This window comes from Pseudomonas sp. BS3767, assembly GCF_900099665.1.
GTDB classification, from domain to species: domain Bacteria; phylum Pseudomonadota; class Gammaproteobacteria; order Pseudomonadales; family Pseudomonadaceae; genus Aquipseudomonas; species Aquipseudomonas cerasi.
Window position 1 is genome coordinate 959,246 of sequence record NZ_FNCX01000001.1, and the last position, 17,726, is coordinate 976,971.

The 17,726-nt window shown below is 60.3% G+C and carries 13 protein-coding genes; 5 read left to right on the forward strand and 8 right to left on the reverse strand.

Annotation, left to right across the window (positions count from 1 at the left end; genetic code table 11):
* Positions 1-34: 34 nt before the first annotated feature.
* The 7 genes from BLR16_RS03660 to BLR16_RS03685 form a co-directional block, all read right to left on the reverse strand.
* Positions 35-1,744, reverse strand: coding sequence for a ShlB/FhaC/HecB family hemolysin secretion/activation protein (locus tag BLR16_RS03660; RefSeq protein WP_074806053.1), 1,710 nt, complete (start codon positions 1,742-1,744; stop codon positions 35-37).
* A gap of 68 nt (positions 1,745-1,812) precedes the next feature.
* Complete coding sequence (locus BLR16_RS27850) at positions 1,813-2,175, reverse strand: hypothetical protein (RefSeq protein ID WP_129402479.1); 363 nt, start codon at positions 2,173-2,175, stop codon at positions 1,813-1,815.
* 183 nt (positions 2,176-2,358) lie between these two features.
* Positions 2,359-3,600: a M20/M25/M40 family metallo-hydrolase gene (locus tag BLR16_RS03665; protein WP_074806050.1), complete on the reverse strand. Its 1,242-nt coding sequence runs from the start codon at positions 3,598-3,600 to the stop codon at positions 2,359-2,361.
* A 73-nt stretch (positions 3,601-3,673) separates the two neighbouring features.
* Complete coding sequence (locus tag BLR16_RS03670; protein WP_074806047.1) at positions 3,674-6,727, reverse strand: efflux RND transporter permease subunit; 3,054 nt, start codon at positions 6,725-6,727, stop codon at positions 3,674-3,676.
* The gene (locus BLR16_RS03675; protein WP_054081054.1) at positions 6,724-7,857 is read right to left on the reverse strand and encodes an efflux RND transporter periplasmic adaptor subunit; all 1,134 of its coding nucleotides are present in this window, start codon (positions 7,855-7,857) and stop codon (positions 6,724-6,726) included. The genes BLR16_RS03670 and BLR16_RS03675 overlap by 4 nt, the downstream gene beginning before the upstream one ends.
* 16 nt (positions 7,858-7,873) lie before the next feature.
* A complete protein-coding gene (locus BLR16_RS03680; protein ID WP_003435876.1) occupies positions 7,874-8,722 on the reverse strand; it encodes a MipA/OmpV family protein in 849 nt (282 codons plus the stop codon).
* A gap of 19 nt (positions 8,723-8,741) precedes the next feature.
* Positions 8,742-10,214, reverse strand: coding sequence for an efflux transporter outer membrane subunit (locus BLR16_RS03685; RefSeq protein ID WP_074806044.1), 1,473 nt, complete (start codon positions 10,212-10,214; stop codon positions 8,742-8,744).
* Positions 10,215-10,312: 98 nt separating this feature from the next.
* Between BLR16_RS03685 and BLR16_RS03690 the strand changes: the two genes are divergently transcribed.
* Together BLR16_RS03690 and BLR16_RS03695 are read left to right on the forward strand one after the other, a co-directional pair.
* Entirely contained in the window at positions 10,313-11,002 is a 690-nt protein-coding gene (locus BLR16_RS03690; RefSeq protein ID WP_003435879.1) for a response regulator, read from the forward strand.
* A gap of 5 nt (positions 11,003-11,007) precedes the next feature.
* Positions 11,008-12,183 carry a sensor histidine kinase gene (locus BLR16_RS03695; protein WP_003435881.1) on the forward strand — a complete coding sequence of 392 codons (1,176 nt, stop codon included), beginning with the start codon at positions 11,008-11,010 and terminating at the stop codon, positions 12,181-12,183.
* Between the two features lie 23 nt (positions 12,184-12,206).
* On the opposite strand, the gene BLR16_RS03700 is transcribed toward BLR16_RS03695, so the two are convergent.
* Positions 12,207-13,694 carry a SulP family inorganic anion transporter gene (locus BLR16_RS03700; protein ID WP_003411446.1) on the reverse strand — a complete coding sequence of 496 codons (1,488 nt, stop codon included), beginning with the start codon at positions 13,692-13,694 and terminating at the stop codon, positions 12,207-12,209.
* 428 nt (positions 13,695-14,122) lie between these two features.
* Between BLR16_RS03700 and mapR the strand changes: the two genes are divergently transcribed.
* From mapR to BLR16_RS03720, 3 genes are all read left to right on the forward strand, one after another.
* Positions 14,123-15,532, forward strand: coding sequence for a GntR family transcriptional regulator MpaR (mapR, locus tag BLR16_RS03705; protein ID WP_058417309.1), 1,410 nt, complete (start codon positions 14,123-14,125; stop codon positions 15,530-15,532).
* Positions 15,533-16,075: 543 nt separating this feature from the next.
* Positions 16,076-17,071: an aldo/keto reductase gene (locus BLR16_RS03715; protein ID WP_003372005.1), complete on the forward strand. Its 996-nt coding sequence runs from the start codon at positions 16,076-16,078 to the stop codon at positions 17,069-17,071.
* 65 nt (positions 17,072-17,136) lie between these two features.
* On the forward strand, positions 17,137-17,616 hold the full coding sequence (locus BLR16_RS03720; protein WP_080484279.1) for a (R)-mandelonitrile lyase: 480 nt from the start codon (positions 17,137-17,139) through the stop codon (positions 17,614-17,616).
* Positions 17,617-17,726: the final 110 nt, after the last annotated feature.

Consider the following 17,726-nt stretch of genomic DNA (forward strand, 5'->3'; position numbering starts at 1 on the left):
TGACCTCGGAACAGGTAGGTTGAATACGGTGTGATTAGAGGAAAAAGTCCATACGGAAATAGATCGGCGCTTCGCGCTCGATCACATCGGGACGTTCCAGGGAGTGAGCGAACGTCACTGAGGCAGCAACGTGCTGGCCACGCGTAAACAGCTCGAACGAGTTACTGGACAAGCGCCCATGCTGACTGCCGTTGTAACGATCGTTGCGGATAACACCCTGGTCGTAACCGGCAGCCGCGCCATACTCGGCGAACACCGGGCGCAGCCAGTCCAGGGTGACCGGGCGAGTCAGGCGCAACTCGTTACGCCAGTAACCACCGCTGTCGCCAGACAGGAACTCATCCTTGTAACCGCGCACCGATGCTGATCCGCCCAGGCTGGTGCGTTGCGAGCTGAACAGCACATCCTCACTGCGCTGCCCGGTGGCCAAGCTGGTGAAGCTCAGGTTTTCGCCCCACAGTTGAAAGGGGTGCAGGTAGCTGAGGGTGCCGGTGTATTTGCGATACCGTGCATCAGCCTCACCCGGGCGAGGATCGTGGTTGCCCTGCGCGTCCAGTGCACCGATGCCTTGCTGCATGCCCAGATCGATGTTGACGAACGCCGAGCCAACCCGCCGCCCATGGTTGATACCGAACTGCGCCTCGGTGATGCGATTGCTGCTGACCGCCAGCTTGCTGTCTTCGACATAATTGTTGGTGCGCAGGTAGGACAGACCGGTATTGAGCGAGGTCTTGCTCAGCGCGTCGCGATACACGACCCGCTCGGCCTTGAACTGGTGGTTCTGGCTATCGCCGTCCTGCTTGAAGTTGACGTTCGAGGCCTGCGCCACCGAACGATATTCACTGGTGTTGTACAGGTAGCTGAACGTCCACCAGCCCCACGGCAGGCTGTAGGCAAGCGAGGCGTTGCGGGAGGCTTTCTGCCGATCGCTGATCGCATCGTGGCCGCCGCGCAGGCTGAACTGGTCGGCCAGCCCCGACGGATTATCCCACTCAAGGCCAGCGTTCCATTGCTGCTCGCCGGTGCTGCGCTGACCTTCGTTGGTACGCGACAGGTTGGCCCGCCATGGTTTTTGCGGAGTGTTCTTGACCACTACGTCACTGCCGCCGACGACTTGGCCGGGGGTCAGTTCCATCTGCGCCTGATTGGATGGCAGGCGATTGAGCTGATCGACCATCTGCTCGATTTCGCGCAGGTTGACCATCTGGCCTTCTTTACCGGGAAACGTCATGGCCAGCTCACGCGCCGACAGGCCGCTGGCGGCATCGCCACGCAGATGCTCCAGCTTGCCTTCGATGACCAGCACTTGCAGGTCGCCTGTCGACAGGTCCTGTTGCGGCAGGTAGGCGCGAGTCGTCACCAGGCCTTTTTCGAGGTAGTGATCGGTGATGACTTTAAGCAGCTCATTGAGCTGCGCGACACCAAGGCACTTGCCGATATAGGGCTTGGTCAGCGCATCGCGCTCGGCGGCCGACAGCGAGTCGGCGCCCTTGAGCTCAATACGATTGATGGTAAAACAACGTGTATCGGCCGGAGAACTCGGGGCAGCGGGTGCGGCTTGTTTGCCCGGCAGGTCCTTGAGTTCTTCAAGACGGCGGCGCTGCTCTTCGAGCAGGCGATCCTGACGGTCACGAATAAGATCCTGGTCACCTGGCAAACTGGCGGGAGCAGTGGCTGCAAGCAAGGTAGCTGGCGCGAGGGCGAGCAGTAGCAGCAAAGCCAGTTTTAGGGCATGAGGATACACGGCGCGTCCTTGCGGTAGCATATTGATATCAAAAAGGTGGGCAATACTAGAACGCCATCATAGCGGCGTCAAATATTTGTATCGACCTTGTATCCGATTTGTTGAACTTTTTTGAAGTTGATTTTTACAACACTGACCTTTAGCCAGCGCCCAAGGGGCATGTGCTTAGTATTGATAGGGGACAGCGTATCTTTTCGACATAGTATTAAGGTCATAATTAAATATATGCAGAAATGCTGATCGGCTAGCACGCGAAAACCGGCTCGTGCCAAGGCCGCAGATACACTAGTAAAATGACTATGGTCTAAGGAAACAGGCGCAAGCATGCTGACCTTCCAGGGCTCTGGAGCGGCGCCGACGGTCCTTTTTTGCATGGACAGGGTGTAAAACAGAGGCAGCAGGTTTCGATCAAACCCTGTGGTGTGGCGCATGAGCAAAACGGGGATGAGCAATAACAACTAGTTGTCGGCCAACACTCGACAATGAACCGCTATGCCAGAATCAGTGCCGTCTCCCGCTGTATGCAGTATCGCGAGGTGTGCAGCCCTGCATTTGTTTAAAAGCGAGTCATCGACTCTACAGCCTCCCGCGCCACGCACGGGAGGCCTATCGAATCACTGTTGCCCGGACAACTTCATGATCATTCGCGACAGCAAGTAGATCCGCGGCGCCACGCTGCCCACTTCGGCATACTCTTCGGGCGTATGGATATTGCCGCCGACAATCCCGAAGCCGTCCAGCGTTGGTGTACCCACGCTGGCAGACAGGCTTGAATCTGCCGCCCCGCCGCTGCCCTCGATGGTCAGGGTGCGACCCAGTTCGCCGTAGATGCCTTGCGCCATCGCGACCAATGCATCGGACTGCGCGGTCTGCGGCATCGGTGGCAGGCCACGGACCAGACTGGTCTTGACCTCGGTATCGGGCACCAGCTTGTTGGCCGACACCCTGGCCAGGTCCTGCTCGACGCGGTCGAACTCTTCCGGTACGGCAGCGCGCACATCGGCCTTGGCGCTGGCCTGATCGGGAATCACGTTGGTGCGATCCCCCGCCTTGAGCACGGTGAAGTTGACGGTGGTTTTCTTCTCCTCGTCACCCAGCTTGCCGAGTTGCAGGATCTGATGGGCAACTTCGGTCGCGGCGTTACGTCCCAGCTCAGGCGCAACGCCTGCATGCGAGGCCTTGCCCTTGACTTCGACCAGCGCGGTTGCCGAGCCTTTGCGCCACACCACCAGACCGTCGGCCGGACGACCCGGCTCGAGGTTGAGGGTGACGTCATGCTCCTTCGCGGTTTTCTTGATCAGCTCGGTAGCAACGCCTGAGCCGGTCTCCTCGCTGGCGTCGAGCAACACCGTGATTTGCGCGTAGTCGGTGAATTTCAAGTTGTGCAGCACCTTCAGTGCATAGATAGCTGCAACGATGCCGCCCTTGTCATCCATCACCCCTGGGCCATAGGCACGCCCGTCCTTGATGTGAAACGGACGCTCGGCCGCGGAGCCTTCCTTGAACACGGTGTCCATGTGCGCCATCAGCAGAATCTTCGCCTTGCCGGTGCCTTTCAGGGTGGCGATGACGTGGTTGCTGGCCTCTGGCGTATTTGGAACGAGCTCGATGGTGGCACCGAGCTTTTTCAGTTCTTCGATCGCGATGTCGCTGACCTTGGTCAGGCCCGGTACATACCCGGAACCCGAGTCGATGTTCACCAGACGCTCCAGCAGCTTCAAGGCTTCGTCCTTGTATTGCTCGGCATCGGCCTGGATGGCCTTGTGCGGTTCGGCCATGGCCGCCGGTGCAAGAGCTGTCAACGCAAGCGCCAGGGCGAGATGGGCGGCCAGTGGCGAGCGGGTAAATGAGCGCATGTGTTTCGTCCTTGTGTTCGATCATCGAGGTTTTCTCAGGACCATACCCTACACACGCACCGGCCGTCATGGCTCAGCTCGCCTTGCGCCAGCGCTCGAAGCGGTCGAACAGCAGCGCGTAGAGGATCGGAATCAGGCCCAGTGTCACCAGCGTACCCAACGCAAGGCCACCCATGATGGTGATCGCCATGCCCTCCCAGAGCGGGCCGGCAAACAGCATCAGCGGCACCAGCCCGATGATGCAGGTCAGTTTGGTCATCACGATCGGCCGCAAGCGCTTGATCGCGGCATGGACCACTGCGTCACGCACCGCCAGGCCTTGCTCGCGCTCAGCCTCGATACGCTCGAGCAGCAGCACGGCGTTGTTGACGATGATGCCGGCCAGCGACAGCAGCCCGAAGGTGGCCATGAAGCCGAACGGATAGCCGGTGAGCACCAACGCCAGCGCCACGCCGATCAGCACGAAGGGCACGCTGGAGATGACGATCAGCAGCTTGCGGAACGAATTGAACTGCCAGACGAACAACAGCAGCATCGCGACCAGTGCATGCGGCATGTACTGCAACAGCGCCTGATTGGCTTCGGCCGAGTCTTCAATTTCGCCACCCGGTTCGATGTGGTAACCCGCCGGCAGGCTGATTGCAGCTATCTGCGGTGCCAACTGTTCGACGATCGAGGTCGCCGTCATTGACGGATTGTGCCCCACCACCGTGATTGCGCGTTGCAGATTACGCCGCTGAATAGTCGATGCCTCGGCCCTGGGCTCGACAGTGGCAATGGCCGACAACATCAACGGCGCGCCCCCGGAAGCCGGATAAATCAATGTGCTGTCCAGATCATTGCCCGGTTTGCTCAGGGTGCTCTGCTCGCGTGCCACAATAGCGACAGCAGTATCGCCATCCTGCAGCGACGACACGGACAGCCCGCTGTTTCTCAGTTGCAGGGCCTGGGCGACGTCCTGAGTGGCAACACCGGCCTGCAGGGCTTTGTACGGATCGACGACAACGTCGTAACGCAGCAATCGGGTCCGCCAGTCATCGTGCACGTCCAGGGTTCCGGTCAACGCCGACAACGCCTGCTCGATCTGTCGGGCAATACCGCGCAACACTTCCTCATCAGGACCGATGACCCGGTAGACTGCAATCCCCGCCTCGGTGGTGCCCATCGAGAATCGTTTGGGCTGCGCTTCGATTTCGGGGTGCTGCGCGAGGATAAACTGCCGTGTGCGCTCGATCACCGCATCGAGGTCGGCACCTTCACGCACGCTGACAGTGAAATACGCGATATTCGGCGCGGGCAACGGGGGATTGAGGCCCAGCACGATCCGCGGCCCGCCACTGGCGACATAACCAATGCTGTGTTCCACATCCTGATCGCTGCTCAGCCACTGGCTGATATCACGCACCGCTCGAGACGTGTCTCGCGAGCTGCTGCCGGGCTCGAGCACCAGCGGAATCTGGAACTGCATACGGTCCGACTTCGGCAGAAAATCGTACGGCACCCGGGTCAGCACCACGACCGCCAACGCCAGCAAACCCATCATGCAGGCGATGAAGAGCAGCGAGTGATTCAGCAAACGCTCGATGACCTTGCGATAGCCACGGTAGAACAGCGATGCATACTCATCGGCATCATCCGCCGACGCTTTGCCGGCCGGCACCCTGGCGAAGTAAAAGCACAACAGAGGCGTCACCGTGATGCTGAGCAGCCAGGAGCTGATCAGCGTCGTGGCGAGCACAACCGCCAGCGAACGCAGGTATTCGTTGGTACTGGTCTGCCCCAGAAAGAAAGGCGAAAACGCCAGGACGATGACCAGTGAAGAAGTCAGCAGAGGGATCATCAAGGTGCGCCCGGCCTCCTCACAGGCGCGCTGTCGATCCTCCCCCGCATGCAGGCGTCGCTCAATGTCTTCGGCGATGACAATGCCGTTGTCCACCAGCAAGCCCAGCGCCAGGATGATCGCGGCAATCGACACCGTCTGCAGCTCGATCCCCAGTGCGCGCATGACCAGCAGCGTACTGAGGATGGTCAAGGGCACAATCACCCCGACCACCAGCCCGGTGCGCCAGCCCAGAAATAGCATGACCACGCACATCACGATCACCACCGTCTCGGCCATGACGTGATACATCTTGCTCATCTCGTGCTCGACCACGCTGGACTGGAAGGTCACCACGTGCAAGGTAAAACCCGTCGGAAGTTGCTGCTCCAGCTCAGCGAGTCGCTTGCGCAAGGCATCACCGAAGGTTTGCACATTGAGGCCTGGCTGCATCGAAACGGCCAGTACCACAGCATTCTTTCCCTGATAGATCGCTTCGGTTTCCGGCGGGTCGACAGGGCTCACCGATACCCTGCTCAGGTTCTGCAACGCGACCTTCTGACCACTGGGCAACTGCACCGGGAACTGCCGAAGCTGCTCCGGCGAAAGCACCTCGCCACTGATCGAAAGCGTAGTGCTCTGCTGCCCGATGACCGGGTTGCCTCCCGTCGCGATCAGGTTGCGGGCCTGCAGTTGCTGAAGCAGCTGTTGCGGAGAAAGTCCGGCGGCGGCCAGCGTCTGGTGATTGAAGTCGAGGTAAATGCGTTCATCCTGCAGCCCATACAGCTGGACCTGATCGACGCCCTTGAGCTCATAAAGCTGATTACGCAAGCGCTTGATCGGGCCGCGCATCTCGCCCATGGTGAAGCCCGGCGCGGTCAGCGCGATCGAAGCCACGGCGACGCGACCGAAATCATCATCGACAAAAGGCCCTTGGGTGCCGGACGGAAAACCACCGCTCGTTTCACTCACCTTCGCCCGGAGCCGTTGCCACAGCAGCCCGAGATCCTTGACGTTGTCATACGCCGTAACCTGCACGATCACTCGGCCAGGCTGGACCGTGGTGAGCACGTTCTTGATCTCGGCCAGTTCACGGATACGCTCTTCGAGCGGCCTGGCGAGCAGTTCCTCGGTGCGCTCTGCGGACAGCCCTTCCAGAGACACGCTGACCAATGCGTCGCGAACGGTCACCGAAGGTTCTTCCTGAGAAGGAAAGCTCAAAAACGTGACAACACCGGCCAGCAAAATCAGCAAGGCAGCGAACAGGGTCAGGCGGCTTGCGCCCATGGCGCGGGAGGTAAGGTTCATTGCGCGTCACCGGTCAGGCGAGTGTCTGAATGAAACAGCGTGACGGGCTGACCGTCCTGCAGAAAAGCGGTGCCGGCAGTGACCACCTGCTCACCTGCGACCAGCCCGCTGACGACCAGTGCCCGACCTTCTCTGACCATACCCAGCGTCACGGAGCGTACGGCGACTGTTCCTCCCGCCTGGTAAACGAAGACTTCAGCAAGGTGGCTGTTGGCACCCATCCTTAACGCTTGCACTGGAACCGACAGCGACTGTGCGTCGGCAGCGGGATGCATTTGCACAAGCAGCGTGACGCCACTGGGCAGCCTGCCGGCAGGCCGCAGCACTCGGAACACAGCCGTTCTGACCAGCCCGTCATCAGCGCGGGGCGAAATGCCTTCCAGGGCGAGATCAAACCCTACCGTACCGTCTGCGCTGCTGGAGGCCCTGGCGAGGTCGCCCGGCTCAAGCGACTCGGCAAGTGCCAACGGAACAGCCGCCACCACTTGTTGCTCTGCGGCGGACTCTATATCCAGCAGCACCTGCCCGGCGGGCAACACGCTCTGCGGTTGTGCATGACGGGCCACCACGCGCCCGGCAAAGGGTGCGATCAAGCGGGTGCGATCCAGTTCGCGACGGGCCAGGTCCAGCTCGGCCTGCGTGCGCATCAGCTCGGCGCTGGCTTGTTCACTGGACGAGTGGGCCGACTCGACCACGCTCTGGGCGACACTGCCCGCTGCGAGCAGGTTTTGCTGACGCTGGTAGTTACGCTGGCGCTCCAGCGCCTGAGCCCGAGCCAGCCGCAAAGCGGCCTGCGCCTCCTGCAGACGCAATTGCGCAGGCTGCGGATCAAGGCGGGCGAGCACCTGGCCCGGCTTGACGCTATCACCAATGTCGGCCCGCAGTTCTGTCAGGGTGCCTGCCGATTCAAACGCCAGACTGGCGCGATCCTGCTGCCGAACGGTGCCAATGAAGCGCAACGCAGCGCCCTCTCCTGCCCGGACCGTCTCAACCTTGACAGCCCGGACAGGCGGAACGCTGGCCGTCTGTTTATCACCGCAGCCACTGATCATCAGAGTGATCAGCACGACGCCGCAAGCGCGCGACACACACCGCCGTAGGGCCGGAAACGCATCAGGATTCAATCGCATGGCAGGCTTCAACTCTTCAGAAAGCGTAATTCAAGGCAATCAGGCCACTGCCTTCGGCATCGGTCTCGACCAGCGGACTGCCGCGGGTCTGGTCGGTGTAATGCGTTACCCCGACGCTTGCGACGGTTGACCAGTGGGCGTCGAAGGTATGCTGCCAGGCGAGCGCCGCCGAGTAGGCGTAAATGCCGCTGTCTGCGCTGAAACTGGAGAAGCCGGTGCGCTGACTCTGGATCGGGCTCACGCCGAAATAGGTCTGGTTGTAACGGCCGTCACCAGCGTGCGCATCGATGTCGAGGGTCACCGTATCGGTCTGACTGTGGTAGGCGATGCCCTCGAAACCCAACCGGTAACGATTGCCACGTTTTTCACCAGCCACCCGCAGTTCGGCCTCGGCACTGACGGACAGCCACGGCATGAGTTGCTGGGAAACCATGAAGTCGCCAACGGTCGCGCCCTTGACAGTGCCCATCCCTCTCAGCTCGTTGGAACCAGGCCGATTCGTACTGTTTTTCTCGGTACGACCGAAATCGTAATTGAGTGCAGCGCTGGCACCGAACCCGGAATCCGACTGCCATTGCAGCCCCAGACCGCGCGTGGTGTCGGCGAAGAAGATACCGCGCTGGACCGTCAGCATGGGCACCACCTGACTGCGGTATTCATCGGCCCCCATGTAGCGCGGCAGCACGGCCATGCCGAGCCCGAAATTGACGTTGAACCGGTCACCCAGCATCGACTGGCCTTCGGCAGTGCTGTCCTGGGCGCAGGCCTGACCTGCCAGGGTCATGGCCGCAGAGGTGATCAACACGGTCAGCACAGGTTTAAGCAGCGCAGACCGCAGGTGAGTACGAGAGATTGCAGGGCTCATGGGGATACTCCGGTGTCATTCAGGATTGGGGTGGGGTTGTCGGTTCTGCTCCGTGCAGCACTCGAAACAGATCGATGCGGTTTTGCTGCAGCGCATCGAGGGACTGGCGAGCGGCTGCGTCGGCTTCAGCAATACGGAGAGTGGAAACCAGCAATGCAGTGCGCTCGACGGCGCCCGCATTGAGTTCAAAGGACAGGCGCCGCACTTTTTCCTGGACCAGCGCAACCCGCTCGACCTCGTTGCGGACATGGTTCAGGGCCTGCTGACGGCGGGTCAGCACAGCGGACATTTCACGGAATGCGTTCTGCACAGCCTTTTCATACTCGGCCACCGCGATCTGCTGACGCACCTTGGCAAGGTCCAGGTTGGCCTGATTACGCCCGCCGTCGAACAGCGGCAGATTCAACTGCGGCGTAAACAGCCAGGCCCCGCTGCCGTTGCTGAACAAGGTGCGCAGGCTGTCGCTCTGCAAGCCCACGCCGGTACTGAGTTTTATGGACGGAAAGAACGCCGCACGGGCAGCACCAATGTTGGCATTGCTGGCCTTGAGGGCTTCTTCGCGCTGACGGATGTCAAAGCGTTCCAGCAGACGCTGAGACGGCAGATTCGACAGCCAGGACGGCGTCTCGACCAGCGCGGTGGTGAGCGCAGGGGTGTCTGGCGTGCTGACGGGCAATACCGTCGAATAGCCGGTGAGTAACAACAAGGCCTGCGACGCGTTGGCGTGATCGCTGGCCGCATCCTGTACCTGCTGTTGCGCGCTCAGGGTGTCGAGGCGCTGTGCCATCAGATCATCCAGCGAAAGCGCACCTTGACGCTGCTGCTCTTCGGCCGTCTTGATCAGCATCAGCCGGGCCTCGTGAACCGCCTGCGCATCCTGTTGCACGGCAGCGGCCAGACGCTCGGCCAGCCAGGCGCGGGCGACTTCCGCAATCAACGCACTGCGTGCCGCCTGCTGGCCGTAGGTGCTGGCCAGATAATCGTGCCGCGCCGCCTCTGACAGGCTGCGCACGCGCCCGAAGAAATCCAGTTCAAAGTCAGAGACGCCCACCGACGCGATGGAAATGTCCTGGCCATAACGCTCGTCGGCGGCCGCATTATCGAAGTGCTGACGATCGCGCTCGACACCTGCAGCGAGGGTCGGAAAGCGATCGGCGCGGGTAATGCCGCGCATTGCCCTGGCCTCCTCCACACGCAGCACCGCCACACGAAAATCGCGATTGAACGCGAGGGCCGATTGCAGCAACCGGCGCAGTTCGTCTTTTGGCGACAACTCGCCAGCCAGCGCTTCTTCGTCGGCACTGAGCACGACGGCGCTGGAGGTATTCGAGGCCGGGACCACAGCGGACGCCTGATCGACCGGGACCGGCAACGCCGGACGCTGATAGGCCGGTATCAACGAGCAGCCCGAAAGAGTCAGGCTCGCCAGCATGGCCAGGCAACGCCAGCGGCGGTTGCGGATACGCTTGGACAGCGGTGTACTCATCGGCATAGGATCTGTCCGCGACAGTGGGCTCTGGACAGCATCCTGAACGTCGACTTTCAACAAACCGTTCGTGAATTATCAAGATTTGATCAAGAGGTGCGCTCGTGTCAGGAAAACGCATTCTTATCGTTGAAGACGACGCCGACAGTGCCAGCATTCTCGAGGCTTACCTGCGTCGTGACGGTTTCAACGTCGGGCTGGCCGAAAACGGTCAGCGCGGTATCGATATGCACCGTCAGTGGAAACCCGACCTGATTCTGCTGGACGTCATGCTGCCGCTTGTCAGTGGTACCGACGTGCTGTCGGCCGTCCGGCGCTGCAGCGACACGCCGGTGATCATGGTCACCGCCATGGGCGACGAACCGGAAAAACTCGGCGCCTTGCGCTATGGGGCCGACGATTACGTGGTCAAGCCCTACAACCCGCGAGAAGTGGTGGCCCGCGTGCATGCGGTTCTGCGGCGCTCCCAGCAGAACGGCAACAACGAGCGTCATTTGCGCTACCAGAACCTGCTGGTGGAGCTGGATGCGGTCACCGCGATCATTGAAGGTCAGGATGGCGCAGAGACCGTACTCGACCTGACACCTACCGAGTTCAAGATCCTTTCAACGCTGCTGAAAACGCCGTCCAAGGCCTTCACTCGCGAAGAACTGCTGGAAATCTGCCTTCCCGACAGCGAGGCGCTGGCCAGGGTTGTCGATGCGCATGTGCATAACCTTCGGCGCAAACTGGAGATCCATGGCGTGGAAAATGTGCTGGTCACCGTCCGTTCGGTCGGCTATCGGTTCAGGTGATCTTCATGCGAGATTTTTTCAGGCACAGACAAAAACCGTTGTGGCACTGGGTCGGCATGCGCATGAGCATGCTCGCCGTCGGTGCGGTCATCGTCATCGCGTTCTGCATGTGGCTACACGTCACAGTCTCTGACTGGCTCACCCTGCAGGCAATGCCGGCCGACGTGCGCATGGAGTTCCTGCGGCTGCAGGCAGAGCCCACCCTGGACATGGTCAAGCTGCGCGAACTGTTCTTCGAGTATTACCCGATCGAAAACCTGCTGCCGGGCATTGCCAACAAGGAATGGTGGGTGCTGGCAGCGCTGGTGTCGATCGCGATACCGATCATCATATTCTTCGGCTTTCTGTTTTCCCGTCCGCTTTCCAGCCAGTTCTCCTCGATTGCCAGAGGCGCACGTCAGGTCGCCCAGGGTGACTTCAAGACGCGCCTGCCGATGAGCGCCAACGACCCGGACGAATTGCAGGCGCTGGTCAGCGACTTCAATACCATGACCACTCAGCTCGGCCGTTACGAACTGGAAGTCAGCGAGTCCAGTGCCATGATTGCCCATGAGCTGCGCACGCCACTGAATGCCGCCATGGGACGCATACAAGGCATGATCGACGAAGTGTTCCCGCGTGACCTGGCACAACTGGAAATGGTCCACCGCCAGCTCGGCCAGTTGAACAAACTGGTGAGCGATCTGCACCTGCTCTCGCTCGCCAGCGCGGGTCAGTTGACCCTGGACAAGACGGAGTTTTCCCTTGAGAAACTGGTGGTCGAACGTCTGGGCTGGTTTGCCACGCCGCTCGATGAGGCAGGTGTCGCCGTGACGATCGACATCCCGCGGAAATTGACCGTCAACGCCGACCGTGACCGGATCGGCCAGGTCGTGAATATTCTCGTCGATAACGCGCTGCGCTATTCGGCGATGGGTGGTGAGCTGCTGATTGTCGGCAAAGCCAGCGCAGGGCGCATGGAACTGACCGTCTCGGACCGCGGCCCCGGCTTTGACTCGGAGAACCTCGAACAGGTGTTCGACCGCTTCTGGCGTGCCGAACGTTCGCGGGCGCGCTATTCGGGAGGCAGCGGCCTTGGCCTGTCCATCGCCAGAGCGATTTGTCTCGAGCACGACGGCACTATCGAGGTCCGCAACAGGCCAGGCGGAGGATCCGTCATCCGCCTGGAGATTCCGGGCTGAGCCTGCCTGCCCGGCCCCGCAGATCAGTGCCCCATCAACGAATCGATGCCGTCCGGCTTGTCATGCACACCAAAGCGGTCCACCAGCGTAGCGGTGGCCCGGTTCATACCGATAACGTCGACGCTGATGCCCGCCTTTCTCAGTTTCAAAACCACCTTGTCCAATGCGGCCACAGCGGTGATGTCCCAGAAATGCGCCTCGCGCAGATCGATGACCAGTGTCTCGAGGCTTTCACGCAAGTCGAATGAAGCCATGAAACGGTCAGCGGAGGCGAAGAATACCTGGCCGGTCACGTAGTAGGTGCGATGGCTGTGGAAGGGATCACGATGCGACGTGACATCGAGGAAGTGAGCGATCTTGCTGGCAAAGAACATCGAGGCAAGCAGAGAACCGACCAGCACACCATAGGCAAGGTTATGGGTCGCCACGACCACCACCACGGTGACCACCATCACGATGTTGGTCGAGAGCGGGTATTCCTTGAGGTTGCGGATCGATCCCCAACTGAAGGTACTGATCGATACCATGATCATCACCGCCACCAGCGCCGCCATCGGAATACGCGCCAGCCATTCGCCCAGAAACAGCATCATGATCAACAGCAGTAAACCTGCGCTGAGGGTTGAAAGACGTGTTCTGCCGCCAGACTTCACGTTGATCATCGACTGGCCGATCATGGCGCAGCCAGCCATGCCGCCGATCAGACCCGTGGCGATATTGGCAATGCCCTGCCCCTTGCACTCACGGTTTCGGTCACTGGTGGTATCAGTCAGGTCATCGACGATGGTCGCGGTCATCATCGACTCCAGCAGGCCCACCACGGCCAGCGCGGCGGAATACGGCAGAATGATCAGCAGTGTGTCGAGATTGAGCGCGACGTCCGGCCACATGAAGGTCGGCAGACTGTCGGGCATTGCGCCCATGTCACCCACGGTTCGTACATCAAGCCCCATGTAAATAGAAATTGCGGTGAGCACCAGAATGCACACCAGCGGCGAAGGCAGCAACTTGCCCAGCACCGGCACGCGCGGGAACAGGTAGATGATTGCCAGGCCCGCTGCGGTCATGGCGTAAACCGGCCAGGTCACATGGGTCAATTCCGGCAACTGGGCCATGAAAATCAGAATCGCCAGTGCATTCACGAACCCGGTAACCACCGAGCGTGAAACGAAGCGCATCAACTCACCCAGGCGCAGATAGCCGGCGATGATCTGCAATACGCCGCAGAGCAAGGTGGCGGCCAGCAAATACTGAAGCCCGTGCTCTTTGACCAGATTCACCATCAGCAAGGCCATCGCACCTGTAGCCGCAGAAATCATCGCCGGGCGCCCGCCCACAAACGCGATGACCACGCAGATACAGAACGACGCGTAAAGCCCGACTTTCGGGTCTACCCCGGTGATGATGGAGAACGCGATGGCCTCTGGAATCAGGGCCAATGCAACGACAAGCCCGGCCAATACATCGGCACGAACGTTGGAAAACCACGTAGCTTTGATTTTTTCGAGCATGGAAATACCTGTGACAGACGCAGCAAGACGCACGGCAGCGATTGCCGGACGAGCAGGAGCATCGGTTTTCGATTAAGTAGTCAGAGTGGGAGTGGCGGCGACCAAAAAACGGGCGCAGCAACGGGCGACTGCAGCAAGAAGGCAGTCAAGTGTTGCGAGGGGGGGCGTAGCGCTAAGGCGGCGTAGGCAGCCAGTTGGAACGGGACACGTCTATTTCCTTCGATGGGTCGTAAGGCGCTGGCATCATAGACCTATCCGTTTGAGTGATTCAAGCGCAAGTCATCTCCCCGAACGACCTGAGTGACGGATGACGCAACACCCTGAAACACGTGAACAAGCCATCTGATTCTGTTTTTTACAGTTGTTGTGTCTCTGTTCGTTATGGCCGGTTTCGCTCATGATGCAGCCTTGTTCATTCGATGCCGCTTATGAAACGTTACGAAAAATTCGCCGCCGACATCTCGGAAATGATTCGCAGCGGCGTCCTGCCCGCCGGGGAAAAAGTCCCGTCCGTACGCGTCGCGAGTCGCACCTGGTCCGTCAGCCCGGCGACGGTCTTCAAGGCCTATTACCTGCTGGAAGACAAGGGACTGATTCAGGCCCGCGCACGCTCCGGGTATTACGTACGCGAGCATGCCGCCAATGCACTGACCGAACCTGAACTGATCAGACACGCCAGCGAAGGCACCGAACTGGGTGTCAGCGACCTGATCTTTTCAGTGCTCGGCTCGCTCAAGGACCCGGACACCGTGCCATTTGGCTCGGCGTTTCCCAGCCCGCACCTGTATCCGTTGGCGAGCCTGGCAAAGTCGATGGCTTCAGCTGTGCGTGCGCTGACGCCTGCGGGCATCGTCAGCGACATGACCACCGGAAACCCCGAGCTGCGCCGACAGATCGCCCTGCGCTACATGATCAGTGGCGTGCGCTTGCCCGCTGACGAACTGGTCATCACCAATGGCGCCATGGAAGCCCTGAACCTGTGCCTGCAGTGCGTCACCGAGCCCGGCGACCTGGTCGCCATCGAAGCTCCGGCGTTCTATGCCTGCCTTCAAGTGCTGGAGCGTCTGAAGCTGAAAGCCGTCGAAATCCCCGTGCATCCGCGTGACGGGGTGGACCTCGATTCGCTACAGGACAGCCTGACACGCCTGCCGATCAAGGCTTGCTGGTTCATGAGCAGCTTTCAGAACCCATTGGGCGCGAGCATGACTCAGGAAAACAGGATCAGGCTCTACGACCTGCTGGAACAGCATCAAATCCCGTTGATCGAGGACGATGTGTACGCCGAACTGTATTACGGCGCCAAGGCGCCTCACCCGGTCAAAAGCCTGGATCGCAGCGGACTGGTGATGCACTGCAGCTCGTTTTCCAAGACCCTCGCGCCCGGCTATCGGGTCGGCTGGGTGGCAGGCGGGCGTTACACCGAGCAGATTGACCGCCTCAAGCTCATGACCACCCTCTCCCCTTCGGTCCCCGCTCAGGCCGCGCTCGCCGACTACCTCAAGCACGGCGGCTATGACCGCCATCTGCGTAAGCTGCGCGACACCCTCGAACTGCAACAAGGCGCGATGCTCGCTGCAGCCGCCCGCTATTTCCCGGCGGCGACACGCGTCACCCGCCCCGTCGGCGGCTACTTTCTGTGGTTCGAATTCCCCGAGCAGGTTGATTCGCTGCAGCTCTTTCAACTCGCACTCGCGCAGGGCATCAGCCTGGCACCCGGCCCGATCTTTTCCGCGTCACGGCGCTTCAAGAATTGCGCGCGCCTGAACTACGGCACTCCCTGGGACGAACGCAGCGAGCAGGCCATGGCAATGCTGGGCCGTATCATCGCGTCGTTCTGAGCGTTTTCATGCCTTGCACAAAGACAACTGATCCGTATTTTTAAGCTGTTTCTGAATCTGTACCAGAATCTGTCCGAGCACGATAATGGCAGCGCATTGAAACGCGCAGGCCAACCGCCAAGAGTGGCGCCTGCGACTCGTTACAGACAGATCGATCAGCAGGAGACGCTCATGGGCAAGCTCGGACTTTCATTGATAGGTTTTTTGTTATTGGCGATTGCGGTGGGTTTGCTGGGGACTATTTCGCCGTATTGAGCATTGATTACCGCCGTCGTGCTCATCGCTCACGTTTGTACACACACGTCCTGATGACTATCGCGCCCATGCTGCGCATGGGCGCGGAAATCTGCTCGAAACTCGTTCAGCAGCCGATTAATTAGTCTTCCTCATATACCCTTGCCGATTTACCCGTCTAGTACCTCAGCCTTCCCTCGCATAACTTCCTCTCGACCGATGTTGCTGCAGTGAAATCGTCAATGAGAACAGCCCATCCATGTTTTTTCGCCCGCGAGCTTTGCTGGTTCGTTCCACGGGAGGCACACAATGCAAAAACGTAATTTAGGCAACAGTTCTCTTCAGGTATCGGCGCTGGGGCTTGGCTGTATGAGCATGACCTCGGCCTATGGCCCGGCCGCCGACCGGCAGGCCATGATCAGCCTGATCCGCAGCGCGCACGAGCGTGGGGTCAACTTCTTTGATACCGCGGAAGCCTACGGCCCGTTCAGCAACGAAGAGCTACTGGGCGAAGCCTTGCAGCCGATTCGTGATCACGTGGTCGTCGCCACCAAATTCGGCTTCGATATCGACCTGATCAGCGGTGCCAGAGGCGCGGGCACGAACAGTCGCCCTGAGCATATTCGCGCCGTCGCCGAAGCGGCGTTGAAGCGTCTGCGCACTGACCGCATTGATCTTTTCTACCAGCACCGCGTCGACCCCGCCGTCCCCATCGAAGATGTCGCAGGCACCGTCAAAGACCTGATTGCCGAGGGCAAGGTCAAGCATTTTGGCCTGTCCGAGGCGAGTATCGATACCGTTCGCCGCGCCCATGCGGTGCAGCCGGTGACAGCTGTGCAGAGCGAATACTCGCTGTTCTGGCGTGGTCCCGAGCAGGACCTTCTGCCTGGGCTTGAAGCACTAGGGATCGGTTTCGTGCCATTCAGCCCACTGGGTGCGGGGTTCCTGACCGGAAAGATCGACGAGCACACGCAGTTCGATGCCTCGGACTTTCGCAGCGTCGTACCGCGCTTTTCCCAGGACGCACGCAAGGCCAACATGGCGCTGGTCGACGTCGTCAAGGCGGTTGCCCAGCGCAAGAACGCTACGCCTGCGCAAGTGGCGCTGGCCTGGCTGTTGGCCCAAAAGCCCTGGATCGTCCCGATACCCGGCACTACGAAACAACACCGTCTTGATGAAAACCTCGGGGCCGTCGAACTGGAACTGACTGCGGAGGACCTGCACATGATTCACGAGCAGACAGACCGCATCGCTCTGCTCGGTGATCGCCTGCCCGAAGCGGCGCTGAAGATGACCGGTCTGTGACCGCACATTGATCAAGGCTGCTGCCAATGCGCAGCAGCGTCCCTTCCCTGTCAGGAACTATTCCGATGAAAACCCTGATTGCCCTGCCTGTTGTCTTCTCGTTGGTCACCGGAGTGGCGCATGCCGAGCAGTCCGCGGACATCCGCATTACCCGTGGAGGCACGCAGCCTTCCATTCAAGGCAGCGCCGAAAACTTTACCGGCGCAGTGCGTGTTGACAGCCTTTTCAAGGCAGACAGTCCAGCCCGCATTGGCGGTGGCACCGTGACCTTCGAACCTGGCGCACGCACCGCCTGGCACACCCATCCGCTCGGGCAAACGCTCATCGTGGTTGCCGGTGTCGGCTATGTGCAAAAAGAAAGTGGGCATCGTCAGGAAATACGTCCCGGGGACGTCGTCTGGATCCCACCGTCGGTACGCCACTGGCACGGAGCGACGGCCACCAACGGCATCACGCATATCGCGCTGGCAGAAGCTTTGGAAGGTAAAGCTGTTACATGGGCCGAAAAGGTCTCCGACGCAGAATACGAGGGCATGCGCCAATGACACCGTCGCTTTTCGGCTCAGTACTTCATCGCAGAGCCCGCCCACTGGCTGCTTTACTGGCAGCGTGCCTCGGGTTGGGAAATGTAACGGCCGCTGTCGCTCAGGAGCGT

Bases quoted from the DNA above. Each gene is read 5' to 3' on its own strand.
- BLR16_RS27850 (WP_129402479.1), bottom strand. From the start codon at position 2,175: ATGCGCCACACCACAGGGTTTGATCGAAACCTGCTGCCTCTGTTTTAC.
- BLR16_RS03665 (WP_074806050.1), bottom strand. From the start codon at position 3,600: ATGCGCTCATTTACCCGCTCGCCACTGGCCGCCCATCTCGCCCTGGCG.
- BLR16_RS03670 (WP_074806047.1), bottom strand. From the start codon at position 6,727: ATGAACCTTACCTCCCGCGCCATGGGCGCAAGCCGCCTGACCCTGTTC.
- BLR16_RS03675 (WP_054081054.1), bottom strand. From the start codon at position 7,857: ATGCGATTGAATCCTGATGCGTTTCCGGCCCTACGGCGGTGTGTGTCG.
- BLR16_RS03680 (WP_003435876.1), bottom strand. From the start codon at position 8,722: ATGAGCCCTGCAATCTCTCGTACTCACCTGCGGTCTGCGCTGCTTAAA.
- BLR16_RS03685 (WP_074806044.1), bottom strand. From the start codon at position 10,214: ATGCCGATGAGTACACCGCTGTCCAAGCGTATCCGCAACCGCCGCTGG.
- BLR16_RS03695 (WP_003435881.1), top strand. From the start codon at position 11,008: ATGCGAGATTTTTTCAGGCACAGACAAAAACCGTTGTGGCACTGGGTC.
- BLR16_RS03700 (WP_003411446.1), bottom strand. From the start codon at position 13,694: ATGCTCGAAAAAATCAAAGCTACGTGGTTTTCCAACGTTCGTGCCGAT.
- mapR (WP_058417309.1), top strand. From the start codon at position 14,123: ATGAAACGTTACGAAAAATTCGCCGCCGACATCTCGGAAATGATTCGC.
- BLR16_RS03715 (WP_003372005.1), top strand. From the start codon at position 16,076: ATGCAAAAACGTAATTTAGGCAACAGTTCTCTTCAGGTATCGGCGCTG.
- BLR16_RS03720 (WP_080484279.1), top strand. From the start codon at position 17,137: ATGAAAACCCTGATTGCCCTGCCTGTTGTCTTCTCGTTGGTCACCGGA.